The organism is Novosphingobium sp. ZN18A2, assembly GCF_036784765.1.
In the GTDB taxonomy this organism is placed as follows: Bacteria; Pseudomonadota; Alphaproteobacteria; order Sphingomonadales; family Sphingomonadaceae; genus Novosphingobium.
The window spans coordinates 2,129,992-2,152,046 of the sequence record NZ_CP136651.1; the positions used below are offsets into that span (position 1 = coordinate 2,129,992).

Annotated in this window: 17 protein-coding genes and 1 pseudogene; 10 read left to right on the plus strand and 8 right to left on the minus strand. The window is 64.1% G+C overall.

The features are described from left to right. Positions 1–55: 55 nt before the first annotated feature. The 5 genes from crtY (at position 56) to RXV95_RS10295 (ending at position 6,291) form a co-directional block, all read left to right on the plus strand. A complete protein-coding gene (gene crtY, locus RXV95_RS10275; protein ID WP_338465955.1) occupies positions 56–1,252 on the plus strand; it encodes a lycopene beta-cyclase CrtY in 1,197 nt (398 codons plus the stop codon). Further along, positions 1,249–2,727, plus strand: a complete 1,479-nt coding sequence (locus RXV95_RS10280) for a phytoene desaturase (RefSeq protein WP_338465956.1) — start codon at positions 1,249–1,251, stop codon at positions 2,725–2,727. The genes crtY and RXV95_RS10280 overlap by 4 nt, the downstream gene beginning before the upstream one ends. Then, the gene (locus RXV95_RS10285; protein WP_338465957.1) at positions 2,724–3,305 is read left to right on the plus strand and encodes a TIGR00730 family Rossman fold protein; all 582 of its coding nucleotides are present in this window, start codon (positions 2,724–2,726) and stop codon (positions 3,303–3,305) included. The genes RXV95_RS10280 and RXV95_RS10285 overlap by 4 nt, the downstream gene beginning before the upstream one ends. Beyond that, entirely contained in the window at positions 3,302–4,291 is a 990-nt protein-coding gene (locus tag RXV95_RS10290; protein WP_338465958.1) for a phytoene/squalene synthase family protein, read from the plus strand. Before RXV95_RS10285 ends, RXV95_RS10290 begins: the two co-directional genes overlap by 4 nt. 83 nt (positions 4,292–4,374) lie before the next feature. Continuing rightward, a complete protein-coding gene (locus RXV95_RS10295; RefSeq protein WP_338465959.1) occupies positions 4,375–6,291 on the plus strand; it encodes a DUF3604 domain-containing protein in 1,917 nt (638 codons plus the stop codon). A gap of 7 nt (positions 6,292–6,298) precedes the next feature. Here RXV95_RS10295 and RXV95_RS10300 read toward each other — a convergent pair whose 3' ends face one another. Together RXV95_RS10300 and RXV95_RS10305 are read right to left on the minus strand one after the other, a co-directional pair. Further along, positions 6,299–7,924 (minus strand): secretin N-terminal domain-containing protein, encoded by a 1,626-nt coding sequence (locus tag RXV95_RS10300; protein ID WP_338465960.1) that lies wholly within the window; start codon positions 7,922–7,924, stop codon positions 6,299–6,301. 95 nt (positions 7,925–8,019) lie between these two features. Next, on the minus strand, positions 8,020–9,264 hold the full coding sequence (locus RXV95_RS10305) for a hypothetical protein (protein ID WP_338465961.1): 1,245 nt from the start codon (positions 9,262–9,264) through the stop codon (positions 8,020–8,022). A gap of 452 nt (positions 9,265–9,716) precedes the next feature. On the opposite strand from RXV95_RS10305, the gene RXV95_RS10310 reads away from it, so the two are divergent. Beyond that, on the plus strand, positions 9,717–10,538 hold the full coding sequence (locus tag RXV95_RS10310) for a cytochrome b/b6 domain-containing protein (RefSeq protein WP_338465962.1): 822 nt from the start codon (positions 9,717–9,719) through the stop codon (positions 10,536–10,538). Continuing rightward, positions 10,535–11,284, plus strand: a complete 750-nt coding sequence (locus RXV95_RS10315; protein ID WP_338465963.1) for a molybdopterin-binding protein — start codon at positions 10,535–10,537, stop codon at positions 11,282–11,284. Before RXV95_RS10310 ends, RXV95_RS10315 begins: the two co-directional genes overlap by 4 nt. Positions 11,285–11,318: 34 nt before the next feature. On the opposite strand, the gene RXV95_RS10320 is transcribed toward RXV95_RS10315, so the two are convergent. The 6 genes from RXV95_RS10320 to pgi form a co-directional block, all read right to left on the minus strand. Further along, positions 11,319–12,506: an acetyl-CoA C-acyltransferase family protein gene (locus tag RXV95_RS10320; RefSeq protein WP_338465964.1), complete on the minus strand. Its 1,188-nt coding sequence runs from the start codon at positions 12,504–12,506 to the stop codon at positions 11,319–11,321. Positions 12,507–12,642: 136 nt separating this feature from the next. Further along, a complete protein-coding gene (locus RXV95_RS10325) occupies positions 12,643–14,175 on the minus strand; it encodes an acyl-CoA carboxylase subunit beta (protein ID WP_338465965.1) in 1,533 nt (510 codons plus the stop codon). Positions 14,176–14,268: 93 nt separating this feature from the next. After that, a complete protein-coding gene (locus tag RXV95_RS10330; RefSeq protein ID WP_338465966.1) occupies positions 14,269–15,285 on the minus strand; it encodes an NAD-dependent epimerase/dehydratase family protein in 1,017 nt (338 codons plus the stop codon). Positions 15,286–15,348: 63 nt separating this feature from the next. Beyond that, positions 15,349–16,419: a cytochrome c oxidase assembly protein gene (locus tag RXV95_RS10335; RefSeq protein ID WP_338465967.1), complete on the minus strand. Its 1,071-nt coding sequence runs from the start codon at positions 16,417–16,419 to the stop codon at positions 15,349–15,351. Positions 16,420–16,501: 82 nt separating this feature from the next. Next, a complete protein-coding gene (gene gorA, locus RXV95_RS10340; RefSeq protein WP_338465968.1) occupies positions 16,502–17,854 on the minus strand; it encodes a glutathione-disulfide reductase in 1,353 nt (450 codons plus the stop codon). 65 nt (positions 17,855–17,919) lie between these two features. After that, on the minus strand, positions 17,920–19,431 hold the full coding sequence (pgi, locus tag RXV95_RS10345; RefSeq protein WP_338465969.1) for a glucose-6-phosphate isomerase: 1,512 nt from the start codon (positions 19,429–19,431) through the stop codon (positions 17,920–17,922). Positions 19,432–19,602: 171 nt separating this feature from the next. Between pgi and lepB the strand changes: the two genes are divergently transcribed. The 3 genes and pseudogenes from lepB to era all read left to right on the plus strand — a co-directional run bounded on the left by lepB (position 19,603) and on the right by era (position 22,055). After that, positions 19,603–20,469: a signal peptidase I gene (lepB, locus tag RXV95_RS10350; protein WP_338465970.1), complete on the plus strand. Its 867-nt coding sequence runs from the start codon at positions 19,603–19,605 to the stop codon at positions 20,467–20,469. Next, positions 20,442–21,150: pseudogene (gene rnc, locus RXV95_RS10355) on the plus strand (ribonuclease III). Before lepB ends, rnc begins: the two are co-directional and overlap by 28 nt. Beyond that, positions 21,147–22,055, plus strand: coding sequence for a GTPase Era (gene era, locus RXV95_RS10360; RefSeq protein ID WP_338465971.1), 909 nt, complete (start codon positions 21,147–21,149; stop codon positions 22,053–22,055). The pseudogene rnc and the gene era overlap by 4 nt, the downstream one beginning before the upstream one ends.

Consider the following 22,055-nt stretch of genomic DNA (forward strand, 5'->3'; position numbering starts at 1 on the left):
GACAGTCGCGCCAAGCCGGTTGCCACATCGGACGCATCGTCCTAACGCCGAAGAGATGAGTGCCCGCAATTGCGACATTGCGATCCTCGGAGGAGGTCTTGCCGGGGGGCTTATTGCCCTTGCGCTTGCACGGCACCGGCCGGAGGTCCGCATCCTGCTGATAGAGCAGGAGGAAAGGCTTGGCGGCAACCACGTCTGGTCTTTTTTCGGCACCGATGTCGGCACAGAGGGAAGAGAGCTTCTGGCCGCGTCGGTGGCGGGTGCGTGGCCGGGCTATAGCGTGCGCTTCCCGGCCTATGAGCGCCAGCTTTCCACCAGCTATTACGCGATGCCTTCTGCGCGTTTCGACGCCGCGCTGCGCCGCGCCCTGCCCGCCGACGCCATCCTGACCGGCGCGCGCATCGTCACCTGCGGGCGCAATTCGGTTACGCTGGCGGACAACTCCGTGATCGAGGCCGGCGGCGTGATCGACGCGCGCGGTATCCGCAACATGGGCCACCTGACCGGCGGCTGGCAGAAGTTCCTTGGCCGCCGCCTGAAGCTTTCGGTGCCGCACGGACTGGACAGGCCTGTGGTGATGGATGCCGATGTCGCCCAGCTTGACGGATTCCGCTTTGTCTATTGCCTGCCGTTTTCCGCGGACGAGGTGTTCGTGGAAGACACCTATTATTCCGACAGCGCGACGCTTGGGACGGCGATCCTGGCCGACCGGATAGACGAATATGCCCGCAAGCGCGGCTGGCAGGTGGCCGAGGTGCTGACAGAGGAACAGGGCGTGCTGCCGGTTGTCTCGGGCGGGGATTTCGATGCTTTCTGGCGGTCGTCCGGGCATGACGCCGCCCGCGCCGGAACGCGCGCGGGGCTGTTCCAGCCTCTTACCAGCTATTCCCTGCCTGACGCGGTGCGCTTTGCGCTGGCCGTGGCGCGCCAGCCCGACCTCGATGGCGACAGCCTTGCCGCTTTCAGCGAGGCCTATGCCCGCCGCCACTGGGAACGCGGCGCGTTCTACCGCAAGCTTTCCGCCATGCTGTTCGGTGCCGCGCTTCCGCCGGACCGCTATCGCGTGCTTGAACGCTTCTACCGGCTCGACCAGCGACTGATCGAGCGTTTCTATTCCGGGCGATCGACAGGTATGGACAAGTTGCGCATCCTGGCGGGCAAGCCGCCCGTTCCCCTGTTCAAGGCGGTGGGCGTCCTTTCCGGCATGGGCGAAAAACCCCAGGCGCTCCACTTCGCAGGGACGCGCCGATGACGCGCGCGTGCATTATCGGATCGGGGTTCGGCGGGCTGGCATTGGCCATCCGGCTGCAATCCGCGGGTATCGAGACAACCGTGATCGAAGCGCGCGACAAGCCGGGCGGCCGGGCCTATTTCTGGCAACGCGACGGTTTCACCTTCGATGCCGGGCCTACGGTCGTGACCGATCCACCCTGCCTTGAAGAGCTTTGGAAGCTTTCCGGCCACGAAATGTCGGAAGACGTCGAACTGATGCCGGTGATGCCGTTCTACCGGCTCAACTGGCCCGACGGCACGAACTTCGACTATTCGAACGACGAAACGGCGCTGCGCAACGAGATCGCGCGCCTCGATCCGTCCGATATCGCCGGATACGAGGAATTCCTGCGCTATTCCGCGCACGTGTTCGAAGAAGGCTATGTGAAGCTGGGCGCCGTGCCTTTCCTCGACTTCGCGAGCATGATCAAGGCCGCCCCTGCGCTGGCCAGGCACCAGGCCTGGCGCAGCGTCTATTCAATGGTTTCGAAGTTCATCCACAGCGAGAAACTGCGCGAAGCCTTCAGCTTCCATACGCTGCTGGTGGGCGGCAACCCGATGACCACCAGCGCAATCTATGCCCTGATCCACAAGCTGGAAAAGGATGGCGGTGTGTGGTGGGCCAAAGGCGGCACCAACCGCCTGATCGCGGGAATGGTGCGGCATTTCGAGCGGCTGGGCGGCACGGTGCGGCTGGGCGATCCGGCTATACAGGTCCACACCCTTGGCAACCGCGCGACGGCGGTCGAAACGGCAAGCGGATGGAAGCAAAACTTCGACGCGGTCGCGTCCAACGCAGACCTTGTCCATTCCTATCGCGACCTGCTGGGAGACAGCGCGCGCGGGCGGCGGCAGGGCAAGGCGCTGGCGAAAAAGCGCTGGTCCCCCAGCCTGTTCGTGGTCCATTTCGGCGTGGAGGGAACGTGGCCCGGCATTCCGCACCACATGATCCTGTTCGGCCCGCGCTATAAGGGTCTGCTGGAAGACATCTACGATCACGGCGTTCTGCCGCGGGATTTCTCCATCTACCTGCACCATCCGACCGTTACCGATCCTTCGGTCGCGCCGGACGGGATGAGCACGTTCTATGCGCTTGTTCCCGTTGCCCACATGGGCAAGCTGCCGGTGGACTGGGACGAAGTGGGGCCGGTGCTGGAAAAGCGCATTCTGGACGAAGTGGGCCGGCGGCTGATCCCGGACATCCATTCGCGCATCGTGACCAAGTTCCACTATGCGCCCAGCGACTTCGCGGCGGACCTTCATGCCCACCACGGCAGCGCGTTCAGCCTGGAACCGCTGTTGACGCAAAGCGCATACTTTCGCGCGCACAACCGCGACGACGATATCGACAACTTCTATCTCGTGGGCGCGGGCACGCATCCCGGCGCGGGGATTCCCGGCGTCGTGGGCAGTGCCAAGGCGACCGCGGGGCTTATGCTGGAGGATCTTTCGTGAAACGCATCGCCGTTTATTGCGGCTCCGCCTCGCCCGCCGACGGGCGATATATCCACCTTGCCAGACAGGTGGGAAAGACACTCGCCGCTAAAGGGATCGGCGTGGTCTATGGCGGCGGACGGCTGGGGCTGATGGGCGCCGTGGCATCCGGCGCGCTGGAGGCCGGCGGCGAAGTGATCGGCGTGATTCCCGAAGCGCTGGTCGGATCGGAAGTGTCCAACACCGACTGCACCGAACTGCGTATTGTGCCCGGCATGCACCAGAGGAAGCAGGCCTTCACGGACCTTTCGGACGGTTTCCTGACCATACCCGGCGGCGTGGGCACGCTGGACGAATTGTGGGAAGCCGTCAGCTGGGCGCAGCTTGGCTATCATCGCAAGCCGGTGGGCCTGCTCAACGCCTTCGGGTTCTATGACCACCTGCTGGCCTTCAACCGCCACATGATCGAGGTCGGGTTCGTCCGCGAAGCGCACCGCGACATCATCATCGCCGAACACGATCTGGACCTGCTTCTGGAACGCATGGAACGCCACGTGCCGCACAAGCCGATTTTCGAGATGAAGGCGGAGGATTTGTGAGCGCGCAGCGGCTCAACCGGGCCGCGCTTGTCGCCCATGCCCGCGATACGATCGCGAACGGGTCCAAAAGCTTCGCCGCGGCAAGCCGCCTGTTCGACCGCGAGACGCGCGAACGGGTGTGGATGCTCTATGCATGGTGCCGCCGCTGCGATGACCTGGCGGACGACCAGGACCTTGGCGGCGAACTGGGCCTGGATGCGGGCGCGGACGAACGCATTGCCGAAATCCGTGAGAAGACCGCCCTCGCCTTCGTCGACAAGCCGACCGGCGATCCCGCATTCGATGCGCTTGGCGTCGTCGCGCGCGAAACGGGCCTGACCCGTCACATGGCGGACGACGTGATCGCCGGGTTCGCGCTGGATGCGGCCGACTGGCGCCCCCGCAGCGAGCGCGACCTCATGCAGTATTGCTGGCACGTGGCGGGCGCGGTGGGCGTGATGATGGCGGTGGTCATGGGAGTATCGCCCGATGACGACGACACGCTGGACCGCGCCTGCGACCTTGGCCTGGCCTTCCAGCTCGCCAACATCGCGCGCGACGTGGAGGAGGATGACGCGGCCGGACGCTGCTACCTTCCGGTCGAATGGCTGGTGGAGGCAGACATTCCGCCGGGCCAGCACATGAAGCCGTTCTATCGCGAAAAGCTGGTGGAGATGGTCGCGCGGCTTTGCACGATTTCGCGTGCGCACGAATGTTCCGCCCGGATCGGCGCCGCGCGGCTTGCCCCGCGCCAGCGCTGGGCGATCCTTGCCGCGGCAGGTATCTATGGAGAGATCGCGCGCGAAGTGGCGCGGCGCGGCATCCATGCCTGGGACCACCGGACAGTCGTGCCCGCGCTGCACAAGCTGGGCTGGATCGGCAAGGCCGGGTGGCAGGCTGTGAAAGCAGCGCCCTCCCCCGATTGTGCCAGTGCGGCGGAAGCGCGCGCGTGGACGCGGCGCGACCTGATGGACCTTGGCAGACAAGCTGCAAAAGCGGGCCGATAGATTGCAAAAAGGGACTGGCGCACGTCGCGCCTTGCCTGCATCATTCCCGCGACGGCCATAACCGGCCGCGAGAGGGGATGGCAATGAAGGCAAGTGTGCTGCGCGCGGGAAGCGCCGCGCTGCTCGTCATGGCGCTGGCCGCGTGCAACCGCGACAACGCGCCCATCACGCCGAAAAGCGATGCCGGTGTGAAGCTTACCGACGTGCCCGAACGCGTCTATTGGGGCGACACGCATCTGCACACCGCGAATTCCGTCGATGCTTTCGGGTTCGGCAACAGGCTGATGCCCGAAGACGCGCTGCGCTTTGCGCGCGGCGAGGAAGTGACGTCATCCACCGGACTGAAGGCAAAGCTGGCGCGGCCGCTCGATTTCCTTGTCATCACCGATCATTCGGACGGTCTGGGGTCCACCAAGGCGCTCTACGATGCGCCGCGCTTCATGATTACCGACCCGACCTTGCGGCGCTGGTACGATCTGATGCACGAAGGCCGCGAAGGCGGGCTGAAGGCGACGGCCGAGATCATCAACGCCAAGACGCACAATACGCTTCCGCCATCGCTGACCGATCCCGCGAAGAGCGAGAAGCGCACCCGCTCGGTCTGGCGCGATCAGTTGCGCACGGTCGAACGCTATAACGAGCCGGGCAGGTTCACCGCGTTCATCGGCTTCGAATGGACGCTGATGGATGGGGGAGACAACCTGCACCGCAATGTCATTTTCCGTGACGGGGCGGACAAGGCGGCGCAAGTCCTGCCGCTGGGCGCGCTGGGCGTGACGATCCCCGACGGACTGTGGGATTACATGGACGCCTATGAGAAGAAGACCGGCGGCAAGGTGCTGGCGATCCCGCACAATTCGAATCTGTCGAACGGGCAGATGTTCATGATGACGGAGCCCGGTGGCGGCCCGATGAGTGCAGCCTATGCCCGTCGCCGCGCGGAACACGAACCGCTGGTGGAAGTCACCCAGATCAAGGGCGACAGCGAAGCGCATCCGTTCCTTTCGCCAAACGACGAGTTTGCAGGCTTCGGCACGGCCGGTTGGGATATCGGCAACCTTGACCTGTCGGAGAAGACCACGCCCGATATGTTCGCGGGCAGTTACGTGCGCGAAGCGTTGAAGCGCGGATTGCAGATTCAGCAGCGCACTGGCGAAAATCCCTACAAGTTCGGCATGATCGGCTCCACCGACAGCCACACCGCGCTTTCCACCGCCGATGAAGACAATTTCTTCGGCAAGCATCCCGGTGTCGAGCCCAGCGCGCAACGGGCGATGGAATCGCAAAGCCTGGGCAACAACAAGGGGCGCTTCGGCTGGAACTACCTTGCCAGCGGCTATGCGGCGGTCTGGGCGCGGGGCAACACGCGCGCGGCCATCTTTGACGCGATGAAGCGGCGCGAAGTCTATGCCAGCACCGGGCCGCGCATGGTGGTGCGCTTTTTCGGCGGCTGGGATTTCAGCGCGAACGACCTGAATGGTGACTGGGTCCACGCCGGATACCGGCGCGGGGTGCCGATGGGCGGAACGCTTTCCGCGCGCACCAACGGCTCGCAAACCGGCAGCGCCCCGCGTTTCATCGTATCCGCCCTGAAAGACCCGATCGGCGCGAACATCGACCGCGTGCAGGTTATCAAGGGGTGGACCGACAAGGCAGGGAAGAGCCACGAAAAGGTCTATGATGTCGTGTGGAGCGACATGGCCAAACGCAAGGCGAGCGGCGGCAAGGTTCCTGCCGTCGGCAACACGGTAAACCTGTCGAACGCGACATATGCCAACACGATTGGCGCGCCCGCGCTCGCCACGGTCTGGGCCGATCCCGACTTCGATCCGGCCCAGCGCGCGTTCTACTATGTGCGCGTCATCGAAATTCCCACGCCCAGCTGGCCCGCCTACGACGCGGTTCGATACAACCTGAAGCTGCCGCCCGAAGTGCGCATGGAGCAGCAGGAGCGCGCCTATACATCGCCCATCTGGTATAATCCGCCGGCGGCATTCTAGGCAGTGTTTACCGCTGCTGCGGACCGGAAAGCGGCGGTGCCGGCGCAGCGTCAATGGCGGCAGCCGGTTGCGGTGTGGCCGCATCGCCCGGCGCGAGCGCGCGCGCGGCCTCCGCGGCGGCGCGGGGTTTCACCCGCCGCACGACATGCGGCGTCACGACGATGTAAAGCTCCGTCTTGGACCGCGTCTTGCGATCGACCCTGAACGCGCTGCCGATCAGCGGGATATCGCCCAGGAGCGGGATCTTGGATCGGCTCTGGATCACGTCTTCCTGCGTCAGCCCGCCGATCACGAAACTTTCCCCGTCGCGCACCGTAGCAGACGTTTCCGCCTCGCGCTGGCTGATCGTGGGATAGCCTTGCGAATATCCCGTCACGCTCGACACCACGCAGAACACGTGGCTCGATACCATGCCGTCATCCGACACGCGCGGCGCGATCTGCAACGTCACGCCCACGTTCACATATTGCACCTGTTGCGAAACGCCGTTCACGCCCGAAAGGGTGATGGACGTGAGGATCGGCAAGGCATCGCCTGTCACGATCTTGGCCGTCGATCCGCTTTGCGCGGCGATGCGCGGGCGCGAAACGATCTTGCCCTGCCCTCTCTGGACTTGCGCATAGATCGCGGCTTGCAGGGACGCGCTGTTCAGCCGCCCCTGCGCGTTGGGATAATATCCCGGCAGGATGTTCTTGCCCGTTTCGATGGATGCGACGCCGATCTGGCCGCTGGTGTTGTTGAAATCGATGCCCACGGCCTTCGCGCCGCTTTCGGTTAGCTCCACCAGTTGCGTTTCCAGGATCACCGAATCCACCGGCACGTCGATCATCGCGATCTGCTGTTTCAACCGCGCGATCTCTTCCGCCGATCCTTTCAGCCAGACCGCGTTCAGGCGGCGGTCAATGGCAATCGCGCTGTTCACGGATTCGCCCAGCGGGTGATCGTCCATCCCGCCCCCTTGCTGCTGCGGCGTGGGCGCATAGGAATTGCCGGTCAGGCTGCTGGAACCGAAGGCAGGCTCGCTGGGATTGAACACGTCGTTGGACTTGACGGTGAGCCCGTCGGCCAGAAGGCCCACCACTTCGCTGACGTCCGCGTATTTCAGGAATACCAGTTCGTAACCGTCCTCTCCGGGCGGCGGTGCGCTTGCCTGTGGAAGCGGGCCTTCACGCGCGGCGGCTTCCTGGTGCGTTTCCTTTCGCGCGCCGGTTGAAACGGTAACCTCGATCGTTGCGGGGCCGACGGATTTGGCCTTCAGCGTTGCGGCGGATGCGGTGTCGAAATGGAGGATCAGCACCGTTTCCACCTGGTCGAACCGGATCTGGTGGACCAACCCTTTAAGGCCCGGCGGAGAGACGGCGGAATTGCCGCGTGTCGCCAGTGCAAGGCCCAGCGCCGCCTTGCCGGGCTCCGTCGCGATCACCCCGAAGCCGTTTGCCCTGGGCTGGAAGGTAAGCCGGAACACGCTTTCGTCGGGCGTTTCGCTGACAAGCATGACTTCGGTCAGCACCGCCGGCGCCGCGCCCGGCTGCGCCGCGGCGGGCACCGCACCCGCTGAAACGCCAGCGAAGACGGCGGCAAGAAATGCAAGCAGCCGCCAGAGCGCGGCGGCCTTCGTTCGGGGTAATGTCATCGGGTCATTGCTATGACGGGGTCAAGCCTGAGGGAAGACGCAATGAAGCCGTGCCGGGCGTTTCCACCCGGCACGGCGACATTTGCGCTACACCGTCAGAATGCGGCGCTGCCGGCGGGCGTGCCGCGCCCGGTCGGGCCGTCGTATCCGGCACCTGCGGTGCAGAAATACGTTCCGCCGCAGCTGCCGTTGTTGCCGCTGGTCACGTCGTTGAAGGCAGAGCTTGATGCGGTCCAGATCTTCTGCGCCGCGTTCGGCGATACGCCAAGCGCACCGTAGATGCCGCCGATCAGCGGAGCGGAGACGCTTGTGCCGCCAAAGACGAGCCATGCCGAACCCTTGCCGCGTCCGGTCGGGCCATAGACGGCGACGCCGGTCGACGGATCGGCCACGGCCGAAATGTCGGTTTCCATGCGCGTGGTGCACAGCGTATCGGTCTGCCACGAAGGCTTGGCGAAAACCGCGCTGCAACCGCTGCCGGTGCCGCTCCAGACGGTTTCGGTGAAGCCGCGCGTATTGCTTGCCTTGGTCAGCGTGGTGCCGCCAATCGCGATGACACCCGGTGCCGTTGCCGGGAACTGCGCGCCATAGCCGCTGTCTCCCGCGCTGGCGGTCACCGCCACGCCCGGATGGTTGTAATACGCGGCATAGCTGGACGAGCCGCTCTCACCGCCGCCATAGCTGTTGGAAATCACCTTCGCGCCCAGCGCGGCCGCGGTGTTCACCGCCGTCGCAAGGTTGGTAAAGCTGGCGCTCGACGCCTGGACGAGCAGTATCTTGCAGTTCGGGCACATGGCGGATGCCATGTCGAGGTCAAGCGCCTGCTCTTGCGCCCAGCCGCTGTTGTAACGCGGCAGGTTGGAAGAGCCGGTCTGCCCCACCACCTTGAAGCAACCGTTCGCCGTGGTGCACGCCGGCAGACCGAACTGCGAACGATAGGTCCCAAGATCGGTTTCCGCGTTGGGATATCCATAGGCATCGACGATGGCGATCGTGGTGGCGGAACTGCCGCTTGCGGTTACCGCATAGGCGGTGCGCAAATCGGTCGGCCCGTAACCCGCCGGGTTCGTATTCGGCCCCGGTCCCGGCCCCGGCTTGCCCTTGAACGGTTCGCCCCGCGCATCGGTGCGGATCTGCGCGTCGCAGCGCGCCATGCCCAGCGTGATCGAATGGCTGCAAACGGCCTTGTGATAGACATTGCCGCTACGCTGCACGGCGTCCGTCGCGCGCGGATTGGCGTGTGCGTTCTGCGCATAGGCAGAACCGGCGCCAAGTGCCCCCAGGCCGACGACGGCAGCGAACACCCCCAAGGCCGTCTGGCCCCATCTTGCTATCTTCATGCGTTGTACCCCTGTTCAAGGTTGCACCGTGTGCCGGTGCATAAGCAGATGCTGACGCATGGCCGCCCGTTTACAACGCTGTGAAACTTCGGTTCGTCGCAATTACAAAACGTTTCACAGTTAGGTTCATTTACAACATTACATAGCAGTAATGTTTCATCCATCTATTCTTCATATTGACGGTTTGTGGACTTGATGAACCTCACGAAGCGCAAATAATGCGCCTGCCGCACGACCGGCCGTTACGTGGCGAATTCGATGGTAAACCCGTGCGGTGAAATAACCGGAGAGAACCGAACAATCGGTTGATTCGGTTCAATTATGTGCACAAAGCCCAATTCGGGGATAACTACATTTCAAAAGTGCGCAATTTTCGTCGCGCAAAACGGTGCGGGTTTGCGCCTGGAAATTGCTATGGCAAATTGCCCCGCAAACGCGAGGAAGCCCCACCGATGACACAGCGCGCCACCGGAGAACTCGTTTACCGAACGCATTGGCCGGTCCGCCTGTGGCACTGGACCAACGCGCTGGCCGTGTTCGTGATGTTGATGAGCGGATTGATGATCTTCAACGCGCATCCGCATCTCTATTGGGGCGCGTTCGGAGCCAACCCCGATCCCGCCTGGCTGGAGATCGGCAACCGTGGGCCGCACGGCTTCCTGCGCATCGGTTCGCTCGTCATCACGACAACGGGCGTTCTGGGGTTTTCCGGCGGCAAGGCCATAGCCTTTCCCGCGCTGGTGACGATCCCTTCCAGCTATAACCTTGCCGCCGCGCGGCAATGGCATTTCTTCTTCGCGTGGGTGCTGGTGCTGGGCGGCCTTGCCTTCTGGCTCTACGGCTTCGTCTCCCGCCATATCCAGCGCGACCTCTTGCCAACGCCCCGGCAACTGCGCGCTTCGCACCTGTGGGCCGATATAAAGGCGCACGCCCGATTGCGCTTTCCCACGGGGGACGATGCCCGGCATTACAATCCGTTGCAAAAGATCGCCTATGTCGCGGTCGTCTTCGTGCTGATCCCGCTGGTTGTCCTGACCGGGCTTACCATGTCTCCCAACATGGACGCGGCCTGGCCCTGGCTGCTCGATATTTTCGGCGGTCGGCAATCGGCGCGATCGATCCATTTCCTTTGCGCCATGGCGCTTGCGGCATTCATCGCCATCCACCTTGTCATGGTGGTCCTGGCAGGCCCGCTAAACGAACTGCGCGCGATGGTGACAGGCTGGTATCGCCTCCCCCCGCCCCGTTCCACACAAACGGAGGACGCGGAATGACGATCATCACCCGCCGCAACGCTCTGGTCGGCAGTGCGGGCCTGCTGCTTGCCGGCTGCGACAGGATCAATGCATCGCCCACCGTGCAGACGGTGCTGGGCCTTGGCGAAAAGGCGACGATGACGGGCCAGCGCCTTGTTACCGGTCGCAACGCGCTCGCGCCCGAGTTCGCCCGCAGCGAGATGAGCCCCGTGTTCCGCACAAACGGCAACACCCTGCCTGGCTCGACCGACTACCGCGCGTTGATGGCGAACGACTTTGCCGACTGGCGGTTGATGGTGGACGGCTTCGTCGCGCGCCCGCGCACCTTCAGCCTGGCCGAACTGAAAGCCGCACCGCAGCGCACGCAGATTACCCGGCACGATTGCGTGGAAGGGTGGAGCGCGATCGGCGAATGGACCGGCGTCCCCCTTGCGTTGCTGCTGCGCGCGGCGGGCGTATCATCCAACGCGCGCTATATCGTGTTTCACTGCGCGGACGATTTTCGCGGGCACCCCTATTACGAAAGCATCGACATGGTCGACGCGTTCCACCCGCAGACGATGCTTGCCCACACCATGAACGGCCAGCCCCTAAGCATCGGGCACGGCGCCCCGCTGCGCCTGCGTGTGGAACGCCAGCTTGGTTACAAGCAGGCGAAATACGTGATGCGGATCGAGGCGCGCTCCACGCTTGACGGCCTCTATGGCGGCAAGGGCGGATACTGGGAGGATCATTCGGGCTACCAGTGGTACGCCGGGATCTAGGCGCGCACCATTCAGCGCGCGCCCTTCGCGAGGATCAAACCCGCTCGATCACCATGGCGATGCCCTGTCCGCCGCCGATGCACATCGTGATGAGGCCATACTTGCCGCCGGTGCGCTGAAGTTCGTAAAGCGTCTTTACCGTCAGGATCGCGCCCGTGGCGCCGATCGGGTGACCGAGGGAGATGCCCGATCCGTTGACGTTGGTCTTTTCCGGATCGAAGCCGAGCTGCTTGGCAACGCCGCAAGCCTGTGCGGCGAACGCCTCGTTCGATTCGATCACGTCGATCTGGTCCAGCGTCACCCCGGCGCGTTCCAGCGCAACCGGCACCGCCTTGACCGGGCCAAGCCCCATCACGCTCGGCTCTACCCCCGCGTGGCCCCAGCCAAGCACCTTGGCGAGTGGCTTCAGCCCCTGCTCCTTCACCGCCTTGCCACTGGCGAGCACGACCGCGCCCGCACCGTCGTTGATGCCGCTGGCGTTCCCCGCGGTGACCGTGCCATCCTTTTTGAACACCGGCTTGAGGCCGGCCATCGATTCGACCGAGGCATCGGCGCGCACGTGCTCGTCCGTATCGAACGCGGTCACGCCCTTGCGGGTCTTGATCTCGACCGGAACGATCTGTTCCTTGAAGCGGCCTTCCGCGATGGCGCGGGCCGCGCGCCTGTGGCTTTCGACCGCCAGTTCGTCCTGCTCCTCGCGCGTGATCTGGCACTGCTGCGCCACGTTTTCCGCCGTCACGCCCATGTGTATGTTTTCAAACGGATCGTGCAGCGCGCCCAGCATCATGTCCTGCAAGGTCATGTCGCCCATCTTCTGGCCGGTGCGCGTTCCCTGTACGATGCGCGGCGCGTTCGACATCACTTCGGCACCACCGCCAACGGCAATGTCGCACTCGCCCAGCCTGATCGCCTGCGCGACCGAGACGATCGCCTGCAGGCCGGAACCGCACAGGCGATTGACGTTCATCGCCACCGATTCAACCGGAACGCCCGCGTTCACCGCGGCGACACGGCTGACATAGGCATCGGACGGCTGCGTGGGAACGACGGTGCCGATAGCCACCTGCTGCACCTTGTCCGCCGGAACGTCCGCGCGCGACAACGCTTCCTTGATGACGAGCGTGCCGAGGTCTGCCGGACGCTGTGAAGCGAGCGCGCCGCCGAACGTGCCGATGGCAGTGCGCGCACCGCCGACGATGTAGATGTCATTGAGGTCGGTCATGAACCTGATCCTGTATTCCCCCATCCGGCTTGCGGGAGGGGTCGGGGGTGGGCCGCCAATAGGCCCGGAATGTCAAAACTGCGGGATGGTCACCAGTCCACCCCTGGCCCTCCGCACGAGTGGGAGGGGAACACCCTCACAGCGGAATGTTGTCGTGCTTCTTCCAGGGGTTCTCCAGTTCCTTGTTGCGCAGCTTGCGCAAGGAAAGCGCAATGCGGCGGCGGGTGGAGTGAGGGAAGATCACTTCATCGACAAAGCCCTTGCTCGCCGCCACGAAGGGGTTGGCGAAGCGGTCTTCATATTCCTTGGTGCGCGCGGCGATCTTTTCCGGATCGCCAGCATCTTTGCGGAAGATGATCTCCACCGCGCCCTTCGCCCCCATCACCGCAATCTCGGCGGTGGGCCAGGCATAGTTCACGTCGCCGCGCAGGTGCTTTGAGGCCATGACGTCATAAGCCCCGCCATAGGCCTTGCGGGTGATCACGGTTATCTTGGGCACGGTCGCCTCGGCATAGGCGAACAGCAGCTTGGCGCCGTGTTTGATGATGCCGTTGTGTTCCTGCCCCGTGCCCGGAAGGAAGCCCGGCACGTCGACGAAGGTCAGGATCGGGATGGAGAAGGCATCGCAGAAGCGCACGAAACGCGCGGCCTTCTTTGACGAATTGATGTCCAGCACGCCCGCCAGCACCATCGGCTGATTGGCGACGACGCCCACTGTGCGTCCTTCCACCCGCCCGAAACCGCAGATGATGTTGCCCGCGTGGGCCGGCTGGATCTCGAAGAAATCACCCTCGTCCAGCGTTTTGCGGATCACCTCGTGCATGTCGTAAGGCTGGTTGGCGTTGGGCGGGATGATCGTATCGAGACTTTCCTCCAGCCGGTCCCACGGGTCGGCACAGGGGCGCTCCGGCACGTCCTCGCGGTTCGACAACGGCAGGTAATCGAACATGTCGCGCGCGGCGAGCAGCGCCTCGATATCGTTTTCCAGCGCAAGGTCGGCGACAGAGGTCTTGGTGGTGTGCGTGACCGCGCCGCCCAGTTCCTCTTGCGTGACGATCTCGTTCGTCACCGTCTTCACCACGTCGGGACCGGTGACGAACATGTACGAGCTGTCCTTCACCATGAAGATGAAATCTGTCATCGCCGGCGAATAGACCGCACCGCCCGCGCACGGCCCCATGATGAGGCTGATCTGCGGCACCACGCCCGATGCCAGCACGTTGCGCTGGAATATCTCGGCATAGCCGCCCAGCGAGGCGACGCCTTCCTGGATGCGCGCGCCGCCCGAATCGTTCAGCCCGATCACCGGCGCGCCAACTTTCATGGCGGCATCCATGATCTTGCAGATCTTCATCGCGTGGCGTTCGGAAACCGCGCCGCCGAACACCGTGAAATCCTGGCTGAATACATAGACGAGCCGGCCGTTGATCGTGCCGCTGCCCGTCACCACGCCGTCACCGGGGATCACCGTGTCCGGCATCCCGAAGTCGACGCAGTTGTGTTCAACGTATGCGTCCACCTCTTCGAACGAACCTTCGTCGAGGAGAACCTCAAGCCGTTCGCGCGCGGTCAGCTTGCCCTTGGCGTGCTGCGCATCGATGCGCTTTTGCCCGCCGCCCAGATGGGCTGCTTTACGGCGCTTTTCGAGTTCGGCGATGTTGGCGGACATGGGATTCAGCTCTCCTCTCTGGGAGAAACCGCCTAGCCACGGCAGGGGCTCACCGTCAATCCCGCGATTAATCGCGTGATTAAACGAAAGCGTTCAGACTTTGACGATTCCCAGATCGATCAGGCTGCGCGCGGTATCCACGATCGTGTCGCGAACGGGCCGCGGCTCCCACCCCAGCACGTCTCTGGCATGGCTTGCGTCCATATCGCGCCTGCTCCCCAGTTCGCCGATCACCTGGCGCACCACGGGATTGAACAGCGCCGCGATCCGCACCACGAAATCGGGCAGCCGCCGCAAGGGCACCTTGCGCGCTTCCGGCCCCAGTTCCGCCTTCAGGATGCGCGCGATGTCGATCATCCAGAGGAACGGGCCGGAACAGATGAAGCGTTCATCCTTCATGCCCGGCGCTTCCAGCACGCGCACGTGCAGGTCCGCCACGTCGCGCACGTCCACAATGCCGAAGCCGAAGTTCGGACAGCCGGGCAAGGCCCCGGTCATCAACTGCTTCATCGCTTCGATCGACGTGGAGAAATCGGCTGAAGCAAGCGGGCCGAGCACGAGTGCGGGATTGACGGTCGCGAACTCCATGCCGTCGCCCTCGGTCGCCACCCAGTCGCGCGCGCTGCCTTCCGCGATGGTCTTCGACTTGGCATAGGCCTGGACGCCCGGACCATCGACATCGGTCCAGTCGTCCTCGGTAAAACGGGATTTCGCCTTGCCGTGGCCATAACCGATTGCCGCGACCGACGATGTCATCACGAAGCGCTGCGCCCCCGCCGCCTTCGCCGCTTTCAACGCGCGCAGGGCACCATCTCTTGCGGGCACGATCAGGTCATTCTCATGGCGCGGCGGCTCTGCCGGAAGCGGCGATGCAACATGGCAGACATGGGTGCATCCGGCGGCCGCTTCCGCCCATCCGGCATCGTCCGTAAGGTTGGCCGCGAAGAATTTCAGCGTTTCCGCACTTCCGCCCAGAAGCGGGCGCACCCGCGCCTCGCTATCAAGGTTGCGGACGGTTGTGTGGACCGTCCAGCCTTTCGCCAGCAACTGGCGGATAATCTCCCCGCCGATATAGCCGCTGCCGCCGGTAACCAGAACCGTGCCCGCCATCGCAACCTCTCCCCGGTGTTCAGGAATAGCCGCGAAATACCACCCGTTCCGGACCGGGTCGAGTCAGCCGGGTATCTCGCCCGCCATGCCGAAATCGCGCTGCCCGCCGGGATGGTGGTCTATCGTGGCCACAAGGCTGAACACCACGGCCAGCATCAGCAGCGAAAACGCGCCAAGACCGAAGGCCAGCGTGCTGTTGCGCTTGCGTTCAACCACCAGTTGCCGTCCGGCGCGCAGGCGCTGGTCGGTCACGCGCTGCTCTTCGCTGCCGAAGCGATAGAGCACGATCAGCGCCGAAACGGCGAACATCATCGTGCCGGGTATCCACATGATGATGCCGCCGGTCTGCTCGTCCGACAGCATCGACACGTGCCACATATGCCCCAGTTCTATGTAGGCGTGATAAAGCGCCACGTTCTTGAAGGTAAGGAACGATCCGAGCACGATATTGCCCAGCGCCGCGGCAACGAACATGGCAAGCCGCGTGCCCAGCCCCGGCCCTTGCGGCGCGGTGCGGCGATCGAAGATCACCGAGAAGAACAGCAGCCCCGTAACCAGCAGCGAAATGTGCCACAGGTAATGGATCGGTTCGTTCTCGATCGCCATGTCGTGATAGTGCGGGATCATCCAGAAATAGCTGGCCGCAAGGAACAGCAGCGTCACCACCGGAGGATAGCGAAGGCCGTCTATTACCGCGCGAAGCCACCCGCGACCGGCGAAAAAGCGGCTCACCCCCGCAGGCAGGCCGCGCACCATCGCCGCTTGCGGCCGCGACAGGAAGATCAGCATCGGCGCAATCGTGCGCAGCAGCATGTGCTCAACCTGATGGACGGCGAAAATATGGTCGGCCAGTTCCTCGACCGGTGAGATCAGGGCAATGAACAGTGCGAACAGCCCGCCGAAAAAGGCCGCCATGCGCCAGCGGTCTCCGGCAAGGTCATGCCGCGCCCCGCGCCAGTAGATCCAGCCAGCAAGCACAAGGCCGATCACGATTTCGGGCGAAACGGACCACATCGACCACGGCGATGTGCCTTCGTGCACGTGATCGCCATGGGCGAAGGCAGGCGCCGGTATCAGGGCAAGCGGAAGAACGAGCGGCAAAAAGCGCGCGGAAAGGGAACGGCGGATCTCCATCACGCCAGTCTAGCAAGCCCGGCGCGCCGCGTTAACCGCTGTCCGCCTTACATTTTCGCCATGTTGCCGATGCCACACCGCTTCACCGCATCAGCACGAGTTCCTCGGCCATGCTGGGGTGCAGCGCCACGGTCGCATCGAAATCCGCCTTGGTCAGCCCGGCTTTAACCGCGACGGCGGCGGCTTGCAGGATTTCGGGCGATTCCGGGCCGATCATGTGAACGCCAAGCACCTTGCCCGATCCTTCGTCCACGATCATCTTGTAAAGCCCGCGCTCGTGCCGTTCTGCGAAGATGTTCTTCATCGGGCGGAAGTCGGACGAATAGACCTTGATGTTGCCATAGTGCGCGCGGGCCTGCGCTTCGGTCAGCCCGACACCGGCGAGCGGCGGCTGCGAGAAAACCGCGTTGGGAACGCAATCGTAATCCACGGTGCGCGGGTTGTCGCCGAACACGGTATCGGCAAAGGCGTGCCCTTCGCGGATGGCGACGGGGGTAAGCTGTATCCGGTCGGTCACGTCCCCCACGGCATAGATGCTTTCGCAGCTGGTACGGTTGTATTCATCCACGCAGATCTGGCCGCCGGGGCCGCACTCGATCCCGGCATTTTCCAGCCCCAGCCCACTGGTATTGGGCCGGCGCCCGGTGGCGACCAGCACCACGTCTGCCTCTACCGGATCGTGCTTTTCGAAATGGGCGATGAAGCCGCCGCCGTCCTGCGGCTCGATCCGCTTGATCGGGCAATGCAGGCGATATTCGATGCCGCGCCCCATCGTGATCTGCAACAGGCGGTCGCGCAGCGAATCGTCATATCCCCGCAGGATCTGGTCGGACCGGTTCACCACCGTCACGTGGCAGCCAAGTGCATTGAAAATTCCCGCGAATTCCATCGCGATATAGCCCGCGCCCTGGATCAGCACGCGCTTGGGAAGCTCTGGCAGGTGGAACACCTCGTTCGAGGTGATCGCGTGCTCCACCCCTTCGATATCGGGCATTACCGGCCAGGCGCCGGTCGCGACGAGAATGACCTTCGCGGTGATCTCGCGGCCCGAGGCCAGGCGCACCGCGTGCGGCCCGGCAATCGTCGCGCGTTCGTGGAAATGATCGACCTTATGGCTGTCCAGCGTGTTTGTGTAAGCCGTCTCCAGCCGGTCCACGTCGCGCAGCACCGTGTCGCGCAGGTGCGACCAGTTGAAATGCATCGCATCGATGTGCCAGCCGTAATGCGCGGCGTCCTGCAGCTCTTCCGCGAAATGGGAGCCATAGACGAGCAGCTTCTTGGGCACGCACCCCCGGATCACGCACGTTCCGCCGATGCGGTGTTCTTCCGCCACGGCAACCTTTGCCCCGTGCGATGCGGCCACCCGGCTTGCGCGGACGCCGCCCGACCCGGCGCCGATTACAAACAGATCGTAGTCAAAGGTATGCTCGGCCATGTGTGCTCCTGTTCAGAGGGCGCATATGGCGGCACACGCCCGCTTTTGCCAGCCTCTTGCGCCGGTCAGCCGATCCCCGCGGCATCGAGTAGCGCGGCGGTGCTGGCATCGAAACCCTCCGCACCGTCGCTTTCTATCCGCTTGGCGATCGCCTTGCCCAGTTCCACGCCGAACTGGTCGAACGAATTGATCCCCAGCATCGCGCCGTTCACGAACGTGCGATGTTCGTGGAAGGCGATCAGGCTGCCGAGCGTGGCGGGGTTGAGATCGTCGCACAGCATTGTTGCCGACGGACGGTCCCCCGGATAGGCGCGCGCCGCGTCTCCATCGTCTGCCTTCCCGCTCATCAACGCGGCCCCTTGCGCGAAGCAGTTGGACAGAAGGATGCGATGGTGCGCGGGATCGAGCACGTCGCCCGCCGCCTTCACCGCCAGGAAATCCACCGGGATCAGGTGCGTGCCCTGGTGGAGCAACTGGAACACCGCGTGCTGGGCATCGGTGCCCACCCCGCCCCACGTGACCGGCGCGCTGGGCCTGCCAAGTGGCTTCCCGTCCGCCGTCACCCGCTTGCCGTTCGATTCCATCTCAAGCTGCTGGAGATAGTCCGGCAACAGCGCCAGACGCTCGTCATAGGCGAACACCGCGCGCGTCTCGCAGCGGCGCGCCTGCGCATAATACAGATCGCCGAACGCGGCGCGAAACACGACGTTTTCGTAAAGCGCTGCTTCATAGAAGTGCCGGTCCATCGCGGCGGCACCTTCAAGGAAGGCCGAAAAATCCTCCCACCCCAGCGCCAGCGCGACCGGAAAACCGATTGACGACCACAGCGAATAACGGCCGCCGACCGTTTCCGAGAAAGGCAGGATGCGCGTTTCGTCCACGCCCCATTCGATCGCCTTGTCCGGCGATGCGGTAAGCGCCACCACGCGGCCATAGGGATCGCCCACGCCGGCCTGCCGCATCCAGTCGAGCGCGCTTTCCGCGTTGGTCATCGTTTCGATGGTGGTGAAAGTCTTGGAAGCGACCGCCAGCATCGTGGTCGCCGGATCGCAGGCGGCAAAGGCCTGTTCAAGCGCGCAGCCATCGATGTTGGAAACGACATGCACGTCCACCCGCGCGCCGTCGCGGGTCAGCGCATCGACCGCAAGCGCCGGACCGAGCGCGGACCCGCCGATGCCGATGTGGATCAGGCTCTTCACCTCTCCGAAGTCGCCGGACAGGATCGCTTCGGCCAGCCCGCGCATCCGCTCGTGATTGGCCATCGCGCGTTCGACCGATTCCCCGTTGCCGATTCCGCGTTGCGCGGTGTGTTCGGCCGCCCGGCGCTCGGTGGGATTCACGATTTCGCCCGTGAACAGCGCCTCGCGCCTGCCTTCCACGTCCATTTCGGCGGAAATGGATGACAGGACTTCCAGCACGGCGTTGTCCAGATGCGTTTTCGACCAGTCGAAGCGGATCGCACCGCCCGGCAGGTCAAGTGTGGTGCACAGCGCGTCGAGCCGACGCGGATCGGCGAAAAGTTCCTCCAGCGTGGGGCGCGGCAACGCCTCCAGCTTGCTCCAGCCCGTTTCGGTCATCTGCGCTTCATCCTTCCTGCCGCATGGCAATGTGCGGGCGTAATGCCCGTTCGGTGGCCAGCCGCCAACCCGTCGCGGACCGTGTGCGCCACTTGCGCAATGCTATTCGTGGACTGTAGTATAACAACAATACACTTGACGAAGGGGCCAGCCCTCCACATGACCGCCTCGATGACCGACACCCCCGATCCTGCGGCAGAGCCTGCAACCGCCCAGACGCCCGCCTCCACAGGCGCCGAAACCGCGCCGAAGAAAAAGCAGAAGGAAGAGGAAAGCTTCCTTGCCTTCCTGCTGAAGCTGGCCGTTGTCGTGCTGGTATTCCGCAGCTTCATCTTCTCGCCGTTCAACATTCCCAGCGAATCGATGCTGCCGAAACTGGTGGACGGGGATTATCTGCTCGCGGCCAAATGGCCCTATGGCTACTCCAGGTATTCGCTGCCCTTCAGCGTGCCTTTGATCCCCGGTCGGATACTGGCGGGTGAACCGAAACGCGGCGACGTGGCGATCTTCAAGGCGCCTCCGGGCAACGACACCGACTATATCAAGCGCGTGATCGGCCTGCCGGGAGATACGGTGCAAATGATCGGCGGGCAGCTTTACCTAAACGGCAACGCCGTGCCCAAGGTGAAGGTCGCCGATTTCGTGGTGCCGGTTTCGCCCAACACGCACTGCTATGACGCCCAGTTCGAAAAGACCGCGGCGGACGGCTCGCAGGTTTGCAGCTATCCGCAGTTTCGCGAAACGCTGCCCAGCGGGAAGAGCTACGACGTGCTCGACCTTGGCCCCCGGCCGCAGGACGACACCCCGCCCGTGGTGGTTCCCGAAGGCCACCTGTTCATGATGGGCGACAACCGCGACAATTCGCTCGACAGCCGTTATCCGGCGGTCGAGGGCGGCGGCATCGGCCTGGTGCCCGAAAAGAACCTTGTCGGGCGCGCCGAGATCATCATGTGGTCCACCAACGGTTCGGCAAGCTGGTATAACCCGATCAGCTGGTTCACCGCCGCGCGCTGGAACCGCATCGGCACGACGTTCTGAGGCGCGCGGGTGGCTCTGCCCCCTGAAACGCTGGACTTTCTCTCGAAGCTTGCCGGCGCGCCCGTGCGCGACGGCAAGCTGTGGCGGGAGGCGCTGACGCACGGCAGCATGGGCGAGCCGCGCGATTACCAGCGGCTGGAGTTCCTGGGCGACCGCGTGCTTGGCCTGGTCGTGGCGGAATGGCTTTACGAAAACAGCGAGGCCGCGGAAGGCAAGCTTTCGCAGCGTCTGAACGCGCTGGTCAGCCGCGCCACTTGCGCGGAAGTGGCGCGCACGCTGGGCGTTCCCGATCACATGCGTCTTGGCAAGCAGGCGCGCGACGATGGTGGCCAGCAGAGCGACAACATTCTGGGCGACGTGATGGAAGCCCTGATCGGTGCGCTTTTCGTGGATCGCGGGTTCGACGCGGCGCGCGAATTCGTGCGCAACGCCTGGGCAAAGCCGTTCGCGGGCGGCCATGGCCGGTCGAAGCACCCGAAGGCCGCCTTGCAGGAATGGGCCGCGGGCAACCGGCGCAAGCCGCCCGAATACACGCTCGTCTCCCGCGAAGGGCCGGACCATGCGGCAACCTTCACAGTGCGCGTTGCGGTGCGCAACGTCGGTGAGGCGGACGCGAAGGGATCGAGCAAACAGGAAGCCGAAACCGCGGCGGCACGGCTTTTCATGGAGCGATACGCATGACCGAGAAATGCGGCCTTGTTGGCGTGATCGGCGCGCCCAACGCCGGAAAGTCCACGCTGGTGAACGCGCTGGTCGGCCAGAAAGTCGCCATCGTTTCGGCCAAGGCGCAGACGACGCGCGCGCGGCTGATGGGCATCGCGCTGGCAAAGACCGATGGCGGGGACGACACGCAGATCATCCTCGTCGATACGCCCGGTATCTTCGCCCCGCGCCGCAGGCTGGATCGCGCGATGGTATCCGCCGCGTGGGAAGGCGCGCACGAAGCCGATGCGATCCTGCTGGTGGTCGATGCCCGCAAGAAGCGGCACGACGATCTGGAACCGATCCTGGACGCCTTGAAGGATCGGCCCGAACGCAAGATCCTGGCGCTCAACAAGGTCGATGCCTGCGAAAAGGAAAAGCTGCTGGTTCTGGCGCAAGACCTGGCCGGACAGGCGGATTTCGACGAGATATTCTTCGTTTCCGCGCTTACCGGCGATGGCGTGCCCGAATTGAAGGCCCATCTTGCCGGATTGATGCCCGAAGGCATGTGGCACTATCCCGAAGACCAGGTTTCGGACGCCAGCGAACGCCTGCTCGCCGCGGAAATCACGCGCGAACAGCTCTATCGCCAGCTTCACGACGAACTGCCTTATGACAGCGCGGTTCGCCCTGAAAGCTATACCCAGCGCAAGGACGGATCGGTGGAAATCCACCAGCAGATCGTGGTCGGGCGCGACAGCCAGAAGCCCATCGTGCTGGGCAAGCGGGGCGCGCGGATCAAGGCGATCGGTGAAGCCGCCCGAAAGGAACTGGCCGAAATCCTGGGCCAGAAGGTGCACCTTTTCCTCCACGTGAAGGTGGAGGAAAACTGGGCGGAAAGCCGCGAAATCTATGAAGAGATCGGGCTCGACTGGGTGAAGTGA